This is a genomic window from Micromonospora sp. NPDC048830 (assembly GCF_043198215.1).
GTDB lineage: Bacteria > Actinomycetota > Actinomycetes > Mycobacteriales > Micromonosporaceae > Micromonospora.
On the sequence record NZ_JBICUP010000041.1, the window covers coordinates 19,061 to 35,845 of the forward strand.

The 16,785-nt window shown below is 73.1% G+C and carries 10 protein-coding genes; 7 read left to right on the forward strand and 3 right to left on the reverse strand.

The genetic code is table 11. The features are described from left to right. Positions 1-218: 218 nt before the first annotated feature. Positions 219-2,315: an Hsp70 family protein gene (locus ACGFIZ_RS27200; RefSeq protein WP_393423772.1), complete on the reverse strand. Its 2,097-nt coding sequence runs from the start codon at positions 2,313-2,315 to the stop codon at positions 219-221. Between the two features lie 86 nt (positions 2,316-2,401). Here ACGFIZ_RS27200 and ACGFIZ_RS27205 point away from each other — a divergent pair, with 86 nt between their 5' ends. Next, complete coding sequence (locus ACGFIZ_RS27205) at positions 2,402-3,067, forward strand: response regulator (RefSeq protein ID WP_393423775.1); 666 nt, start codon at positions 2,402-2,404, stop codon at positions 3,065-3,067. 4 nt (positions 3,068-3,071) lie between these two features. Continuing rightward, positions 3,072-5,432, forward strand: a complete 2,361-nt coding sequence (locus tag ACGFIZ_RS27210) for a hypothetical protein (protein WP_393423778.1) — start codon at positions 3,072-3,074, stop codon at positions 5,430-5,432. Between the two features lie 51 nt (positions 5,433-5,483). Here ACGFIZ_RS27210 and ACGFIZ_RS27215 read toward each other — a convergent pair whose 3' ends face one another. Both ACGFIZ_RS27215 and ACGFIZ_RS27220 read right to left on the reverse strand, forming a co-directional pair. After that, positions 5,484-6,575, reverse strand: coding sequence for a sensor histidine kinase (locus tag ACGFIZ_RS27215; RefSeq protein WP_393423781.1), 1,092 nt, complete (start codon positions 6,573-6,575; stop codon positions 5,484-5,486). Positions 6,576-6,661: 86 nt separating this feature from the next. Further along, positions 6,662-7,210, reverse strand: coding sequence for a sigma-70 family RNA polymerase sigma factor (locus tag ACGFIZ_RS27220; protein WP_347671744.1), 549 nt, complete (start codon positions 7,208-7,210; stop codon positions 6,662-6,664). Between the two features lie 314 nt (positions 7,211-7,524). On the opposite strand from ACGFIZ_RS27220, the gene ACGFIZ_RS27225 reads away from it, so the two are divergent. The 5 genes from ACGFIZ_RS27225 to ACGFIZ_RS27245 all read left to right on the forward strand — a co-directional run bounded on the left by ACGFIZ_RS27225 (position 7,525) and on the right by ACGFIZ_RS27245 (position 16,293). After that, positions 7,525-8,940: a glycosyltransferase family 2 protein gene (locus ACGFIZ_RS27225; RefSeq protein ID WP_393423784.1), complete on the forward strand. Its 1,416-nt coding sequence runs from the start codon at positions 7,525-7,527 to the stop codon at positions 8,938-8,940. Between the two features lie 84 nt (positions 8,941-9,024). Continuing rightward, positions 9,025-10,317: a hypothetical protein gene (locus tag ACGFIZ_RS27230; protein WP_393423786.1), complete on the forward strand. Its 1,293-nt coding sequence runs from the start codon at positions 9,025-9,027 to the stop codon at positions 10,315-10,317. Beyond that, positions 10,314-12,230 (forward strand): hypothetical protein, encoded by a 1,917-nt coding sequence (locus tag ACGFIZ_RS27235; RefSeq protein ID WP_393423789.1) that lies wholly within the window; start codon positions 10,314-10,316, stop codon positions 12,228-12,230. The genes ACGFIZ_RS27230 and ACGFIZ_RS27235 overlap by 4 nt, the downstream gene beginning before the upstream one ends. Continuing rightward, positions 12,227-15,748, forward strand: coding sequence for an AAA family ATPase (locus ACGFIZ_RS27240; RefSeq protein WP_393423792.1), 3,522 nt, complete (start codon positions 12,227-12,229; stop codon positions 15,746-15,748). Before ACGFIZ_RS27235 ends, ACGFIZ_RS27240 begins: the two co-directional genes overlap by 4 nt. A 35-nt stretch (positions 15,749-15,783) precedes the next feature. Further along, positions 15,784-16,293: a hypothetical protein gene (locus ACGFIZ_RS27245; protein ID WP_393423794.1), complete on the forward strand. Its 510-nt coding sequence runs from the start codon at positions 15,784-15,786 to the stop codon at positions 16,291-16,293. The last annotated feature ends 492 nt before the right edge of the window (positions 16,294-16,785 follow it).

Here is a 16,785-nt window from a genome sequence, read left to right on the forward strand (position 1 = left end):
TGACCCCGACTCGCCGACAAGATCGACGGCTCGGACAAGCTCAACCCGACCAGACACGCCGAGCTACGCGAGGTGATCTCCACCAAACCCGGCCTGCACCGCTACCTGCAAACCACGCCTGGCGGGCTGCTACGCATCGGCGCCACCGCGATCAACCTCTGTGCTGGATCAGCCGTTCCATGACGGAGTGCCGGAACGATCATCTTGTCACGAAACCATCATTCATCAGCGGCTACGAGCGTGATGTAGCCGGTGGAGTACACGCTTGTCGCCGCGTTCGGTCCGAGCGTGACGCGTCCCGCCGGCACCTCTTTGGCGAACACGACGAAGTGGCGCTGGTCCTTGTCGTTGGTCGGGATGATCATGTCAGTGCGCTTGAAGCCCTGCTGGTTCAGCCACGCCGGCCACCAGTTGTCCACCTCCGGTGCTCCGCGTCTGTCGAAGGCGGCGTACACGGTGGCGTCGCGTGCGACATCGAACACCAGGTAGTCCGCCGGGGAGGTCAGTCGCTTGTCGTTGCTGGCGCCGGGGATCAGCACTGCTCCGATGAGCGGGTCGGGAAGGCTGGTGAAGACGGGCGGCCGGTCGACGAAATGCTTGGCACCTACCACCGCGGGGCGGACCCTAGACAGCTTCGACGGTTTCTGTACCTGGACGTCCTCCAGTTCGAGCATCGGCCGACCGCTCGGGAAGTTGGCCCCGGACGTCGCGCTGGACGCCTGCGGCCGGTCGCTCGAGACGTCGGTTTCGGTCGGCGCGCTGGACACCTCGGGCCGGTCGCTCGGGGCGTCGGTCCCGAACACGAGCGCTACGCCCAGCAGGCCGATGACCGCGACCAGCGCGACGACGACGCGCGCGTTCGCGAGCCGTGACCACCGCCGCCGCGCCGGGGGCGGCACGGCCGCCGGGCGGGGGTCTGCGGTAGGGCCGCTGACCGGTTGTGTCGGCTTGGCCGGCGGCTGCGCCCGTTGCTTCGCGCCGCGCTTCGCCTTGGGGGCCGGCGCGCCGATGGCTGCGGCTGCGGCTGCGGCGGCTGGGGCTGCTGCGGCGGCGGGCGCGCCGCTGTCATGTTTGGTCGCCGTGGGTGGAGCGCTGGTGCGGACTGTCGTGGTGGTCGGCGTGTCGGGTGCGGGGCGTCGGGGTGCTGGGACGCCGCGTGCGGTGTGGGTGTCGGAGCTGAGCATGGCGGCGCCGAGCGCGACGGCGTGTTTCGGGTGGGTGTTGGTCATGATCGGTCGCCGTAGTGTGTCGCGTAGTAGCCGGGTGACCAGGGGGATCTGGGAGGAGCCGCCGACCAGGAGCACGGCGGTGAGGTCCTGCAGGGTGACACCGGCGGCGGTGAGGGTCCGCCGGAAGGTTTCCATGGTGGTTTCCACGGGTGGTGTGATCATCTGCTCGAACGCTTCCCGGGTCACGGTCACGTACCGGATCGAGCCGGGCAGCGGCACGGTGATGTCCGCCTTCTCGCGGGTGGACAGCGCTTCTTTGGCGAGCCTGCAGTCGCGTTGCACGGCGGCCAGGATCGCGGCGGTGCCGGGGTCGGTGGGGTCGAGCGCGGTGATCGCGCCGCCGAGTTGGCGGTCGACGTGGTCCATGATCGCTTGGTCGAAGTCGGCGCCGCCGAGCCATTCGATGCCTTCGGGGGTGCCGATGATCTCCAGTCCGTCGCGGCCGTTGCGGACCACGGCGCTGTCGAAGGTGCCTCCGCCGAGGTCGTAGACGGCCAGCAGGCCGTCGGGGGGTAGTGGCTGGGTGGAGCAGTAGTAGGTGGCCGCGGCGACCGGTTCGGTGATGGTGATGACGCTCGGGCCGCCGTCCGGCCTGGCCGCCGATCCGGGCTCGGTCTGTGGGCGGGGTAGGCCGGCCAGGTGTGGGATGGCGGCGAACTGCTCGCGCCGGTAGGGGCCCCACACGGCGGGGTGGGTCAGCACGATCCGGTCGGGTGGGGCGCCCTGGGTCTGGCTGACGGTGTCGACGACGGAGCGGAGCTGGGCGGCCATCAGGGCGGTGGGGGAGTACGGGGCCCCGTCGAGGATCACGGGGGTGGGGTCACCGAGGCGGCGTTTGAACTCCCGTGCCGCCCGGCCGGGGTTCTGCAGGCCGAGGCGGTCGGCTGCCTCACCGGTCAGCAGTTCGCCCTGCTCGTCGAGGTAGGCGACGGATGGGGTGACGATCGCCTGCCCGGCCAGCGGCACCATGTCCAGGGCCCAGGCGGAGGCGGTCGCTGCGGCGGTGAAGCTGGTACCCAGGTCAATACCCACCCCATACATAACCAGAGTCCCCTCGCCGAGCCCGCCGCCGTTACCATGCAACAACGTTGTAGCTGGTTAACGGCGCCATCACGATACGCCGCAGTATTCGGGGTCACAAGATCGTGGTTATTGACATCGGGAGACGAGCCATGGACGTTGCGGTTGCCGACGACGGCGCGCTGTTCCGGGAGGGGCTGCAACTGCTGCTGTCCGCCGCGGGCCACCAGGTGGTCGGCTGCGTCGAGGACGGCGACCGACTGCTCGAGTTGCTGGCCCGTACCCCCGTCGACGTGGCCATCATGGACATTCGAATGCCGCCAGGCGCGGACGGCGGACTGCAGACCGCCCAGCGCGTCCGGGCGGAACACCCCGACGTCGGGCTGCTGCTGCTGTCCCAGCACGCCGAGGCGCACTACCTGTTCCGGCTGCTGGAGATCGGCACCGAGCGGATCGGGTACCGGCTCAAGGACCAGGTGGCCGGGGTGGCCGTGCTCGCCGACACGCTGGTGCGCATCGCCGCCGGTGAGATCGTGATCGAGCCGGCGCTGGCCGCCAACCTGGTGGACCGGCCGAGCCCCCCGGTACGCAGCGTGCTGGCCGATCTCACCGACCAGGAACGTGCCGTGCTGCGACTGATGGCGGAGGGGCGGTCGAATTCCGCGATCGCGACGGAGTTGTTCCTGTCGGTGAAAACGGTCGAGAAGCGGATCGCGAGCATTTTCACCAAGCTGAACCTGCCGGCCGAGTCGGCAGCGCACCACCGGCGGGTCCTGGCGGTGCTCGCGTACATGCGCTCGAACCAGATGGCGGGCTAGCACCGTGCCCCGGAACACGGACAGCGAGCCGGAGCGCCCACCCCGCCCGACCGGGCCGTTCACCGCCCTGGCCCGGCTGATGTCCTCGGGTGCGCTGCCCGCTCCGGCCGGGCCGCGGGACCCGCTGGGCGGATACCGGCCGATCCTGCGTACGCTGCTGCGCGAGCTCGCCCGGGCCCACGCGGTGCGCTACGCGGGGCTGTGGCTGCCGGAGGAGACGCCACCCGGCACCGGTGCTTCATCATGGACAGCCGAGATCACGTGGCGATCCCGGCGCTGGATGCTGGGTGCGCTGCCGGACCCGATAGCCGACCCGGACCTGCTGCTCGGCACGGCCGGGGTGGTCGCGACCGCGGACGTGACCGCAAGCGGCGCCCGGTACGGGGTGCTGGTGCTGGCATACCCGGAGAACCCCCGGTACCCGCTGGCCGCGGCGGCGCCGCTGGGCGAGACAGCGGTCTGCGTCGGCCTGCTGCTGCGGCAGGCGGGCCACCGCGCGGCGTGCACCGCCGTGCAGGCCCGGGTCGACCGGGCGGTACGGCGGGTCAGCGCGACCCAGCTCGAGCTGCTCACGGTGCAGGCGGTGGAGCGCGACCGGCTCGCCACCGCGGTCACCGCGACGCCTGGCCGGCAGCTGCGGGCGATCCTGGACCGCACCGCGGACCTGGAGCGGGCGCTGCGCGCCGGCTCACCGCAGGCCACGGCGATCGCCGGCGGCATCCGGGCCGGGCTGGGCGAGATGATCGAGCAGTTTCGGGCCGTTGTCCGCGGGGTGTACCCGCAGGTGCTGCGCAGTACCGGCGTGCGCGCGGCGCTGGAGGAGGTCACGGCGGCGCTGCCGGTGCCGGTGGTCCTCCGCGGGGAACTGGGCCGGCGACAGGGCTGGGAGGTCGAGTCCGGGCTGTACCAGGCCGGTGCGTCCGCGGCGGCGGCGCTGGGCGCCAGCGGCGGCGAGCAGCCGGTGCACCTGGAACTGGGCCGGTCCGACGGTGTGCTGACGATCCGCGCGCAGCGGGCCGGCGCCGACCCGGCCCGGGTCGCCGCGGCGCTGCGGGACGACTCCCGGCGGCTGGCCGCGCTGGGCGGCCGGCTGCGGGTGGAACGGGCCGGTCGGGGCGCGCCGACCGTGGTGGACATCCTGCTGCCGGAGCGGCTCGGCGGCGACGGGCCGGAGCCCGCGCGTACCGCCGCGCCGGAGCCGGCCGGGCCGCCGCCGGGCGAGGCCACCGCAGCCGCACCCGAGCTGACGGCCGGTGTTACCGCGCGCCGGCTGCTGACCCTGCTCGTGACCAGCCGGGATGCGCCCGCGGACAGCCAGCCGTTGCGGGTCGCGGTCGAGCGGCAGGACGGTCGGAGCCGGGTGGTGGTGGTCGGTTCCTCGGCACCTGAGCTGATGTCGGTGCTGTACGAGCCGGCCGGTACCGCCCGATGGGATCCATCGGCCGGGGCGGCCCCGCCGACCGGTTACCAGTACCAGCCATACCCGAGGGTCACGCTGGACCCGGCTCCCGGGGCGCCCCCGTGGCGGCCGATCCGGTTGCCCGACCGGTCCGGCGCCGCGTGGCCGGGCGCAGCGGCCGGGGCGGACCGCATCCTGGTGGAGGGTCCCGTGGACGCGCTGCGCGGGCTGCGGCTGCTGCACCACCGCGACCGGGTCGACGCCGACCTCGCGGCCCGGCTGCGCCACTGGTCGGGTACTGCCGACGGGCCCCCGGACGCGGTCCTGCTGGTGCTGTCCGGGCCGGTCAGCGCGGCGGAGTTGGAGTTCCTGGTCGTCCTGCGCTCGCCGGGCGGGGACGGTTTCCCCCCGGTGACGATCTGCGCGCTGCGCGAGGGTACCGCCGCGACGGCCGGATCACAGCAGCAGCTGAGGTCGATGTGCGACGCGACCGTGGACTGGCGTGCGGCCCCGGGCGGCGGTAGCGCGATCGAGGTGGTCCTGCGCGCCCGGGTACGCGCCTGGGCGGCGGTACTGGCCGCCCGGTGGGCGCTGCGCGCACTGGCGGCCTGCCTGATCGCGGGGCAGCTGGACGGCCAGTTCGCCCGGGCGGTGGAGGCGGCCGTCGCGGGCGCGTACGAGGTGGCCGAACTGGACCTGTTGCAGGCGTTGCAGGGCCGGCGGATCCGGCTGCCGCGCGGGCAGGACGAGGCGCTGCGCCTGCTCGGTGCGCACGGCCCGGACTCGCGGTCCCGGCTCGGCCTGGCCGACGACGCCGGCTCGGGGCAGGTGGCCCAGGCCGCGAGCAGGGCGCTGGTGTTCTGGCGGACCCAGTCCATGGCGCCGGACTCGGGACCGGCCGGGCGCGGTGCGTGCGCGCTGCTGGTACGGACGTGCGAGCGGCTGCTCACCGACGGCGTCGGGTGACCGGCGCGAGGCACGCACGGGCGGGGGGCCCGGCGGTACCGGCGGGACGGCTCAGCTCGCCACGAACCCGCTGACCAGGGTACCGGTGTTCGGGCTCGACCGTACCGTCAGCGTGCCGTCGACCGAGGCCAGACGGGCGGCGAGCTGGCGCAGCGGCATCCGCCCGCCGGTGTCGAAGCCCGGCCCGGTGTCGGCCACCTCGAAGCTCAGGCCCCGGCAGGAGGCGCGTAGCGTCAGCGTGACCGCGGCACCCGGGGCGTGCTTGTGCGCGTTGCTGACCGCCTCCAGGCAGGCCAGGTAGACGGCGGTCTCCACCTCGGGCGGGTACCGACGGTCGGTCAGTTGCGCATCGATGTCCAGGGTGACCGTGTCGAGCGTGCCCAGCCGGGCGGCCAACGCGGTCACCAGACCGTGGTCGGCCAACGGTGCCAGCAGGCCGGTCGCGGTGGTGTGCAGCACCTCCTCGGTGCTGGCCAGCATCTCCCGCAGCCGGTCGAGGTGCCGGCCCGCCTCGACGGCGTTGCCGGCGCCCAGCTGATACTCCACCATGGCCAGCGACATCTGCAACGCGACCATGTGGTGCTGGGCGCCGTCGTGCAGGTCGCGCTCCAGTTGGTACCGCTGGTGCTCCATCTCGCCCGCGGCCCGCAGCCGGGCGTCGGCCAGCAGCAGGTCAGTCTGGCCGATCAGCCTCTCGGCATCGCCGGTGATCAGCTGGGCCTGGATGTCGCTGACCAGCAGGCGGGTCACCGTGTGCAGCTCGGGCCACTGGCGCAGCCGCTCGGCCGCCGCCGGCGGCTCGATCACGAGGTCGGCCAGGACCTGCTCGCCGTCGCACAGCCGGACCGGCGCCGCCCCGGTTCCGGGTGCCGCCGCCTCGGCGCCGGCAGCGGTCCACCAGTACTCCTGCACGGTGTGTTCGGCCGCCGGGTCCGCGTCGTGGCCCGCCGGCAGGGGCAGCCACAGCGCGATGGTGACCGTGGCGGCCTCCAGGCACCCACCCAGCGCCCGGGCCAGGGCCTCGGCCTGCGCTCCCGGCAGCGGTCGCCCCGGCAGGCCGTGCACCGCGTCGACCACCCGTGCCACCTTGTCCGACGGGCCCGGCACCGGGGGTGATCCGTCGGTTCGCTGGGTCGAGCGCATGCCGTTACTGTAGGCGGCTCCGGTCGGGCCGGGCTGGCCCGGCTCACAGGCTGCGACGGCCTTCCGCCACGGTTGCGCCTCAGGGCTCACGCGGCACAGAGCAGGTGGTTGGCCGTCGCCTTGCGGGCCGCCCGCAGCGCGTAGTGCACCCGGCTCTTCACCGTACCGACCGGTACCCCGAGCGTCTCGCTGATCTCGGCCGCGGTCCGGCCGTGGAGGTACGTCTCCACCAGCGCGGCCCGGTGCTCCGGCCACAGCCCGTGCAGCACCTGCTCGACCAGCAGGGAGTCCACCACGCCGGCCATCGGGTCCGCCGTGGCCACCTCGGCGGCGTTCTCGATGTCGACCTCGGTCGGCCGGGCCTTCTTCATGCGGTACCCGTCCATCACCAGGTTGTGCACCACCCGGCGCAGCCAGCCCAGCACCGACCCGTGGTCGCCGGTGAGCCGGTCCAGGTGCCGCCACGCCCGCAGGAACGCCTCCTGCACCGCGTCCTCGGCGCGCCCGGTGTCGCCGTCGGTCAGCCGCTGCGCGTACCGCAGCAGCGGCTGCTGGTAGGTGTCCATCAGTTCACGCAGGTAGGAGTCGCTCTCCGGCGTGCTGCTGTGTCCGTTGCTCTGCACTCGTTCGGCCATGCCATGAGACTGCCGCCCGGGGCGGGTCGCTCGACATGGTGCGGTCCCTGCCCCCGCGGGTGCGAACCCGCGGGTTGGGGAGGGTTATCCCTACGCCCGGCGCGGGTACCCGCGGCCCCCGCCGCGCCGCCGCTGGCTCGCGCGTCGACCCGTGAACCCGACGGTGCCTCGATGCCGTGCCCCAGGTGGACGACCTCGCGCCCGGCGACGGAAGGCAGGCGGCGACGGTCGTCCGGCACTGCCGCGACGGCCGCGACCGAGGCCGGGCGGCGGCCCGAGCAGCGGCGCCGTGGCGCCCGACCGAGGAGGTGGGTATGCAGGAGACGGACTTTCCGGCGGTGGGCATCGGGATCACGACGCACAACCGGGGCCCCGTGTTCCGTACCGCGTTGGAGGCGATCCGCAAGTACGCGCCCAGCGGCGCCGCGATCGTCGTGGTCGACGACGCCAGCGACGAGCCGGTGGAGGAGGCGACGTTCCGCTTCGACACCAACGTCGGTATCGCCCGGGCCAAGAACAAGTGCCTGGAACTGCTGGTCGAGCGGGGCTGTACGCACCTGTTCCTGTTCGACGACGACTGCTGGCCGGTCGCGGACGGCTGGGAGCGGCCATACATCGACAGTCCCGAGCCGCATCTGATGTACATCTTCACCGACACCCCGCGTGGGCGGCTGACCGACTCGACGGAGATCTACCGGGACGCGCAGCTTCGGGCGTACACCCATCCCCGCGGCTGCATGCTCTACTTCGAGCGGCGGGTGCTGGACCGGGTGGGCGGGTACGACACCCGGTACGGCCGGTGGGGGTACGAGCACGTGGACCTCTCCAACCGGATCTACAACGCCGGCCTGACCTCGTTCCGGTTCGCCGACGTGGTCGGCAGCGGAGAGCTCATCTTCAGTTGCGACGAGCGCACCAAGGTCGGCTCCAGCGTGTCCGACATCGAGCGCTTCCACCTGGTACGTAACCTCAAGACCCGGTCAGAGGCCAGCTACACCTCGACCGAGTACCGCGAGTTCCGTACCGTCCCGGTCGGTGCGGCGGCGGCGCAGAACGTGGTGTTGACCACGTACCTCACCGCGCAGCCCGACGCGCAGCGCGGCATCACCTGGACCCCGAACTACGACGATCTGGCCGAGTTGCGCCGCTCTGTCGAGCGGCACGGGCGGCGGCTGGTGGTGCTGCACGACTGCCTCGACGAGCCGGACACCGACCTGGTCACGCACGTCCGGGTGGCGCCGGGCGGGGAGATCAGCTCGCCGTACTTCCACCGCTGGCTGTGCTGGTGGCGGTACCTGCGCGAGCACCCCGAGATCGACCAGGTGTGGTGCGTCGACGGTACCGACGTGGAGATGCTGCGCGATCCGTTCCCGGAGATGGACGACCGGCTGTACGTGGGCGACGAGCCGGCGCCGCTGTGCATTCCGTGGATGGTGTATCAGCACGGCGGCAGCGCCAAGCTGTTGCAGTTCCTGTCCGACAACCGGGGTATCCCGCTGCTCAACTGCGGGCTCACCGGCGGCCGGCGGGAAACGGTGCTGGAATTCTGCCGGGACATGTTCGACTTCTGCGTCACCAACGCGCGGGAGGCCGGCCCGCTCGACATGGGGCCGTTCAACTACGTGGCCCGCACCTGGTACGCGGGAATGATCGTGCACGGCCGCCAGGTCAGCACGGAGTTCCGCAAGGAAGACCGGACCAGCACCGAGTCGTGGTGGCGGCACAAATAAGCGCACCCGGCCGGTGGCAGTAGTGAACCCTGCTGCCCCGCTCGGGCGTGCCACAGATGAACCTGGACGGGGTGAAGGAGGGCGGTGACCGTGGACGTGGACACGGACCTGGATGTGGCACCGGAGACGATCCGGGATGCCGAGCGTGACGAGACCATGCACGCGTTGCTGCTGCGGTTGGCCGGCTCGCTGCCGGACCGGGTGCTGACCGACGCGCGGGAGGCGCTGGCCGCCGGCCGGCGGCTGGACGTCGTGCAGACGATCGCCTTCGAGGCGGTCTCCCAGCCGCTGCAACTGGACGCCGACGAGATCGCGGCCCTGCGCGAGGAGCTGGCACTCAGCGGCGGGGACCTCGACCTCGGCCTGGCGCTGGAGGAGCTGCGCGGCGAACGTCCGCCGGCACCGTGGCGGTTCCTGTCGGACCTGCCGACCACACAGGAAGACCTGGAGTGGGTGGTGCGCCCACAGGACCGCACCGCCGACCCGGCCGAGACCCTCGACCCGGTGGACCAGGCGCTGGTGGCCGCGGTGTCGGCAATCCCGGCGGTACGCGGGGTGTGGCGGGCGTGGCGGCTGCCGCCCAGCGTCCGGCCCTGGCAAGACCCGATACGGGTGGCCGTGGTCAGCGTCGAGAGCGCCATGGACGGGCTCACCGCGTTCGGCGTCGAATTGCGACAGAGAATGGTCGAGGCCGGAGACCCCGAGGCCCAGGTCGAGGTCTGCTGGGCCGGAGGAGCGCCGTATTACCAGACCCTGGCCCGCTCGTCCGGCGCCCTGCTGTGGGCGCCACGGCCGGCCGTGCCGGTGGCCACCGCCCGGCTTTTCGACGGCGTCGATCCGGAACGCGGCCCGTGGTTCGCCAGCAACCGGCCGGTGGTCTCCGACGCCACGGAACGCGATAACCTGCTCGACGCGCTGCGCGGGGGGATGGTCATCGCGTGGAGCAGCGGCGCGATGGCCGACATCCTGGCCCCGGAGCGGGGCGACGTGGTACCGATGCACCTGCGTACCGACGGGACCTGGGTGTGGAGCGAGGCGGTCGCCTACTACCTGGAGAACTACGGCCTGGCGCCGGATCCGCAGTTGGCCGCGCATCTGGCCGAGAACGGGCGCGTCGAGCTCCTGGACGAGGTCTCCGTGCACCGTGCCCTGGTGCACCTGTGCCGGCCCGACCCCGGGGCGATGGTCTTGCGGCGGGTATCCGACGCCGAGGACGACCCCGTCCCACTGGCCGACGACGACCCCGTCCCACTGGCCGACGCCCCCTCGTCCGAAGTCCCATCGCCTGCCGGCGTGGCACCGGCGGACGCGGGGCTGTGGGCCGCGGCGCCCGGGGCCATACCGGATGGCGGTACGCACCGGCCGGTGCAGCCGTGACCGAGTTGCTCGCCCCGTGGCAGCGGGCACGCCTGCCGTTGTCCTGGAAACTTTCACAGTCAGCCGAGGGCGTTCCGGCCGGGCAGCAGGTGGCGCGGTACCTGCGCCAGGCGTCGAAGGCGGTGGGTGCCGCCGTGGCGCGCATCCTGCCGGGCGCCGGTTCGCGAGTACCGGTGCTCGAACTGGGGCCGTGGGAGGCCCCGGGATCGGTCACCCCCGGCCCAGCGGGTTGGTTCGCGATCGCGGCCGAGGCCGACCGGTCCGGCTTCCAACTGGGCGGCCGGCCGTTGGACGCCGCCGACCTGGCCCAGGCGATCTGGCACTGCCCCCGGTGGCGGGGTCGGCCGGTGCTGCTGGTTACCCAGCGGTCGGCGCCGGCCGACGGGGCCGGGCAGATCCTGCACCAGCTCGCGGTCGACCTGGGGGCACCGGTCTACGCCTCGGACGCCGGGATCCAATTCACCTTCGGGCGCGCCTGCACGAGTGGGCTGTTCTGGTGCTGGCGCCCGGACGGCGGGGACGAACCGGAGCCGGCGGGTGAGCTGCTGCCCCCACTTGGGCCGGTACGCATCCGCCCCACCCCGACCGGCGGGGCGTCCGGCCGCAACCGGAACCGCCAGCCGCCGTCCCCGGTGTCGTCGCCCCCGCCCGGGCCGGCACCGCCGCCGTTGACCACCGATCCGGGGACCGCCCCGTCGCTCGCCGACTCCGCGGCGACCACGTCACTCGCTGCGGCACAGGAATCCGGGCCCGCGATGTCTTCGGGGGTGGAAGCGGCGCTGGGGGTGCGCGGCCTGGCCGTTCCGGTGATCGAGGTGCCCCGGCCCGACCTCAGCGTTCGGCGCATGGTGCTGCCCGAGTTCCAGCCGCCCCGGCTGGAGCTGGACACCTGCCGGCCGCTGGCGGCCTCCTCGACTGCCGCCGTCCCGACTGCCGCCGTCCCGACTGCCGCCGTCCCGACTGCCGCCGTCCCGACTGCCGCCGTCCCGACTGCCGCCGTCCCGGCTGCCGCGGTGGCCACCGTCGCCCCTGCCGCCCCGGCGACCGCCCCGGACACCACCGATGTCCCGGCGGCCGGCGCGGACGCCGGCCCGCCGCCGGCGCCACGCGCCGACCGACCGGGGGTGGCGTGGTTCGGGGTACGCGCGCGCACCGACGAGGCGGATCGGGAGCGGTTGCGTACCGTGCTGGGCTGGAAGTTCCAGGCACACTCCCGGACGGTGACCCGGGCGCTGTCGCTGCACCCGGGGCTGCGCAGCGCGGTCGGCGAGCACGACATGATGGCCGGGCTGGTCGCGGTGCTGGCCCTGCTCAACGGGGTGGGCGAGCGGGTCAACGGCGCGCTGCGCGGTGGGGGCACGCCCGACGAGGACGTCCAGTTGCTGGCCCGATGCGCCTGCGCGGGGTTGAAACAACTGCCGGCCATCGGGGGCCCCGTCTTCGCCGTCGCACCCGCCGGACTGGACGTGACCGGCCGGTACCGTGCCGGGGAACTGCTGGTGGAGCCCGCGTTCACCACGGTGTCGGTGAACGGCGGCACCGAGGGCGGCGCGGGCCGCTACGCGATCTGGTCGGCGACCGCGCGGCGGCTGGACCACCTGGGTGTCCCGGGCGGGCCGGATGCCCAAACCGGGCGGGCCATGTTCGCCGCCGGCACCCGCTTCGCGGTGCTCGGCGCCGACGAGGGGCCGGACGGCGCGCCGTGCATACTGCTGCGGGAGATCGTCTTCGGGCACCACGAACGCGGGCTCGACGAGCGGGTGGCCGGCAAGCTGCGCGACGCGCTCGCCGCACAGTCGCAACGCGCGGCGCCCGCGCCGCTGCCGTGGCCGCTGGGCTTCGTGGCCGACGGCCGCCCGTTCGCGCTCCAGCCCCGACCGGCCGGCGACAGCCATGAAGGAGTTAACTCGTGACCACCAGCGTGCTGTCGGTGTCGGCCAGGGACACCGGTTGCCTCACCGACATCTCCCGGGCCCTGGACTCGGCGACGCCCGGCGACACCGTTGCGGTACGCCCTGGCGTGTACCGCGAGGCGCCGCTGTTCCGCCGGGATGTCGTCCTGGTCGCCGAGGACGGCCCGGGCACCGTCACCATCGAGGTACCCACGGGCGGGGCCATCCTGGCTGCCGGTGGCGACATCCTGATCCAGGACATCGCCATCCGCGGCGGCGACGAGCGGATGCCGCTGTTCCAGGTGGCCGCCGGCCGGGTCCGCCTGGAGGCGTGCACCATCGACGCCACGGCGCCGGCCGCGATCCACGTGCGCGGCGGCGCCGTGGCGATGCGTGGCGGCGCGATCAGTAACTCCGGCGGGGCCGGCATCGTCCACGAGGCCGGCGCGGGCGAGTACACCGGCGTGCGCGTACATGACATCGCCAAGTACGCGATCCTGGCGTCCGGGTCGAGTGCCCCGGTGTTCCGGGACTGCACGTTCACCGGGATCGCGGAGGCGGCGCTACTGGCCGTGGGCGCCAGCGCCCCGCGCCTGGAGAGCTGCCGCGTCGACGAGGTCGGCCAGTACGCCGTCGTGGCGCAGCAGGCCGCCCGGCCGTACCTGGCGGGGACCACGGTGCTCGGCGGCGAGGTCGGGCTGCTCGCCAGCGACGAGGCGGCCCCGGTGCTGGACCGCTGCGAGATCCTGGACACCCGGGTGCACGCCGTGGTGACCATGGCGCAGGCGGCGCCCGCGCTCTCCGACACGGTCATCACTCGGGCCCGCGGCCACGGCCTCGACTGCCGGGGTACCTCCCGGCCGAAGCTGACCAACTGCGAGGTGCGCGACTGCGGCGCGGCCGGGGTGGTGGTCAACGACGCGGCGGCGCCGCACCTCACCGGAGGGACCGTGGCGGGCTGCGCCGACGCGGGCGTGTTCCTGACCGGCCGGTCGACGGCGCGGCTGGACGGGGTCGGGGTACGCGACGTCCCCATCGGTGTGGCGATCGAGCAGGAAGCCGCGCCGCGACTGCACAGCCTGTCCATCGAGGGCGTCCGGTACGGCCTGCACGCGACCGGCGGTGCCGGCCAGTTTTCCGAGGGCCAGATCACCGGAGCGCGGGCCGCCGGGGCGAAGCTCGCCGAGAGCGCGGCCACCGTGCTGTCCAACTCCCGGCTCACCGGCTGCCGGGTCGGCGTGGAGGTGGCCGGAACCGCCCGCCCCACACTGTCCTCCGTGGCTGTGGAGGAGTCGGCCGGGGCGGGTGTGCTGACCGGTGGCCCCAGCGCGGTCACCCTGTCCCGCAGCCGGATCAGCGGCAGCCGCGGTCCGGGGATCCGGGCCGGCGCCGGCAGCACCATCACCGCGGCGGACTGCGAGATCGTGGGCAATCAGGGCCCGGGTGTCGTGGTGGAGACCGATGCGCCGGTGCGGCTTCGCGGCGGGGTGGTGCGCGGCAACGGCGGCGTCGCCGTGGACGCGCCGAGCCCGACCGCCGCGGTCGAACTGTCCGACGTCGACACCGGCCACAACGGACGCCCGATCTCTCTCCCGCCGCCCGGGGCCGGGCGGCGGGACGCGCCGGCGGTCGACGCCGCCCCGGAATCCGCGCCCGCCCCGACCGGAGGTGCCGGACCGGGCGTCACCCCGCCCGGAAACCTGTCCGATATCCGCCCGCCGACCCCCGCGCCGTCCGTCGGGCCATTCGGTGCCGTGGCACCCGCCGGCGGCGGTCCCGGCACCGGCGCACCCGGTGGCGGGCCGAGTGCCGGGACGCCGGAGGCCGGGACGCCGGAGGCCGGGGCGCCGGGTGCCGGGACGTCGGGTGGTGGCGGGGAAGCGGACGGGCCGGTGGCCGCGCTGCTGCGCGAACTGGACGGGCTGGTCGGCCTCGCCGGGGTCAAGCACGAGGTGGCCACCCTGGTCGGGCTCAACCAGATCGCCAAGCGTCGCCGGGAAGCCGGGCTGCACGTACCGCCCATGTCCCGGCATCTGGTCTTCGCCGGGCCACCCGGCACCGGCAAGACCACTGTGGCCCGCATCTTCGCCCGGATCCTGGCCACCCTCGGGGTGCTCTCCAGCGGGCAACTGGTGGAGGTGTCCCGCAGCGACCTGGTCGCCGAGCACGTCGGCGGCACCGCCGTGAAGACCACGGCCCGGTTCGAGGAAGCCCTGGGCGGGGTGCTGTTCATCGACGAGGCGTACACGCTCTCGACCGGCGGGGGCGGCGGCGGCCACGACTTCGGCCGGGAGGCCATCGACACCCTGGTCAAGCTGATGGAGGACCACCGTGACGAGGTGGTCGTGGTGGTCGCCGGTTACACCCCGAACATGCGGACCTTCCTGGCCGCCAACCCGGGCCTGGAGTCCCGCTTCGCCCGTACCATCCAGTTCGACAGCTACTCGGACGACGAACTGGCCGAGATCGTCGAGCGACTCTGCCGTACCCACCACTACGCGCTGGAGTACGAGACGCGGCAGGCCCTGGTGCGCCACTTCAGCGAGTTCGCCCGCAACGAGACGTTCGGCAACGCCCGCGTGGCCCGGCAGGTGTTCGAGGACATGCTGGGGCGCCAGGCGTACCGGCTGTCGAGCAGCCCGCACGCCTCGGACCTCGAACTGGCCCGGCTGCTGCCGGAGGACCTGGGCGAACAGGCGGCCGGGCCGTCGGCGCCGGCCGGCGTGGCGCAGGCCGTCCAGGACCTGCTCGGGCGGCTGAACTCGATGGTCGGCCTGGACGCGGTCAAGCGCGAGGTGACCGACGTCATCGACCTGATCGCCTCCACCGAGGCCCGGACCCGGGCCGGCCTGCCCACTCCCACGATCTCGCGGCACCTGGTGTTCGCCGGGCCGCCCGGCACCGGCAAGACCAGCGTGGCTCGGCTGTACGGCCAACTGCTCAACGCGATGGGCGTGCTACGCACCGGCCAGCTCGTCGAGGTCTCCCGGGCCGACCTGGTCGGCGAGTACGTCGGGCACACCGCCGTCAAGACCACCGACGTGTTCAACCGGGCGCGCGGCGGTGTGCTGTTCATCGACGAGGCGTACGCCCTGACCGGCCAGGGCAACGACTTCGGTCGGGAAGCCATCGACACGCTGGTGAAGCTGATGGAGGACCACCGGGACGACATCGTGGTGATCGCGGCCGGGTACACCGGGGACATGCACCGGTTCCTGGCCAACAATGCGGGGCTGGCCTCCCGGTTCAGCCGGCAGATCCCGTTCGAGTCGTACACCGCCTCGGAACTGGTGTCCATCCTGCAGACGCTGGCCCGCGACGGCGGCTTCGACTTCAGCAACGACAGTATTCCCGTGCTGTACCAGCACTTCGAGAGCCTGACCCGGGACGAGACCTTCGGCAACGGCCGGTACGCCCGCCAGTTGCTCGAACGCACCATGACCAAGCAGGCCAACCGGTTGCGCGGCGCCGCCGCACCGACCGTCGAGGAGATGCGCCAGTTGCACGCGGCCGATGTGCGGGCGGCCATCGCGGCCTGACCCGCTGGCCTGGTTACGAGAGAAGGTGCTTGAGAATGCCGGCAGTGAGTATGAGCGGTGCGTGGCGGATCGAGGTGGTGGGCAAGGAGTCCCTCTTCGCGCAGCGGATCGTGTTCTCCGGCGACGTGCAGAAGATGTTCGTCGGAGAGTTGGGGGCATCGACGTCAGCGAGTGGGAGGCGTTGGACGCTGCGGTTCGAACACAACCGCGGTGACGGCGTCTGGCGGCCGAACGTTTCGGTGGAAGCGGGCGAGATCGTCAGGCACGGCAACGAGTTCCAGCGGTTGATAGCGACGAAAGACGTGTTCGGGAACGGTGACCGTGAACACAACGACCTGAAGTTGCTGCTGACCCGCCCGGCGTCTGCGGGTGCCCCTGCGGAAGGAGTGGGCGGGTCGCCCTACGCTGTCGACGTCAACCTGTACGAGCTGCCACCATCGCTGGTGCTCCCATCGGTGGACGGTCCCGATGTACCGCAGGAGAAACAGCGTTCGTACGGTGACCCGAGGTCGGCGGGAACTCCCCTGAGGAGAAGGTCGTGGTGATCGCCCTGCCCCTGCCTCCCATCGCCGTGGGGCCGCGTGGGCGCGTAGGTGCAATCCTGCGCCCCGCGCGGCTCCGCGTGGCCGGTGGCGGGCGTGCTGGTCGTGTTCAGGCTCTGGCTGGCTGGCCTTCGGGTTCGAACACCGCCGACCGCAGAACCCGCGCCGCCTGTTCCTGCGCCATCCGCAAGATCCGGTCATTGACCCTCACCTCACCGGGGCAGTGACCGGCCAGCCCAGCCGCCGCAGCGCCATTCGCGCATTCGACGGCCATCTTCGGCCGCCACGTCCTGCTCAGAGGCCAGGACCCTCGATCGACGGCAGCCGCCGCCGGCGAGGTCGAGGCTCCCCTGCGCCAGGCGATCACCGCCGCCCGCTCCCCACCGCACCTCGCGGCACGTCCGCCACGCCGGTGAGCTCCCGCCTTGCCAATTCGGATTAGCGTCTTGACGCCGCCGAGACGACGCGCGCAGACTCGTCAACCAACGAACTCGT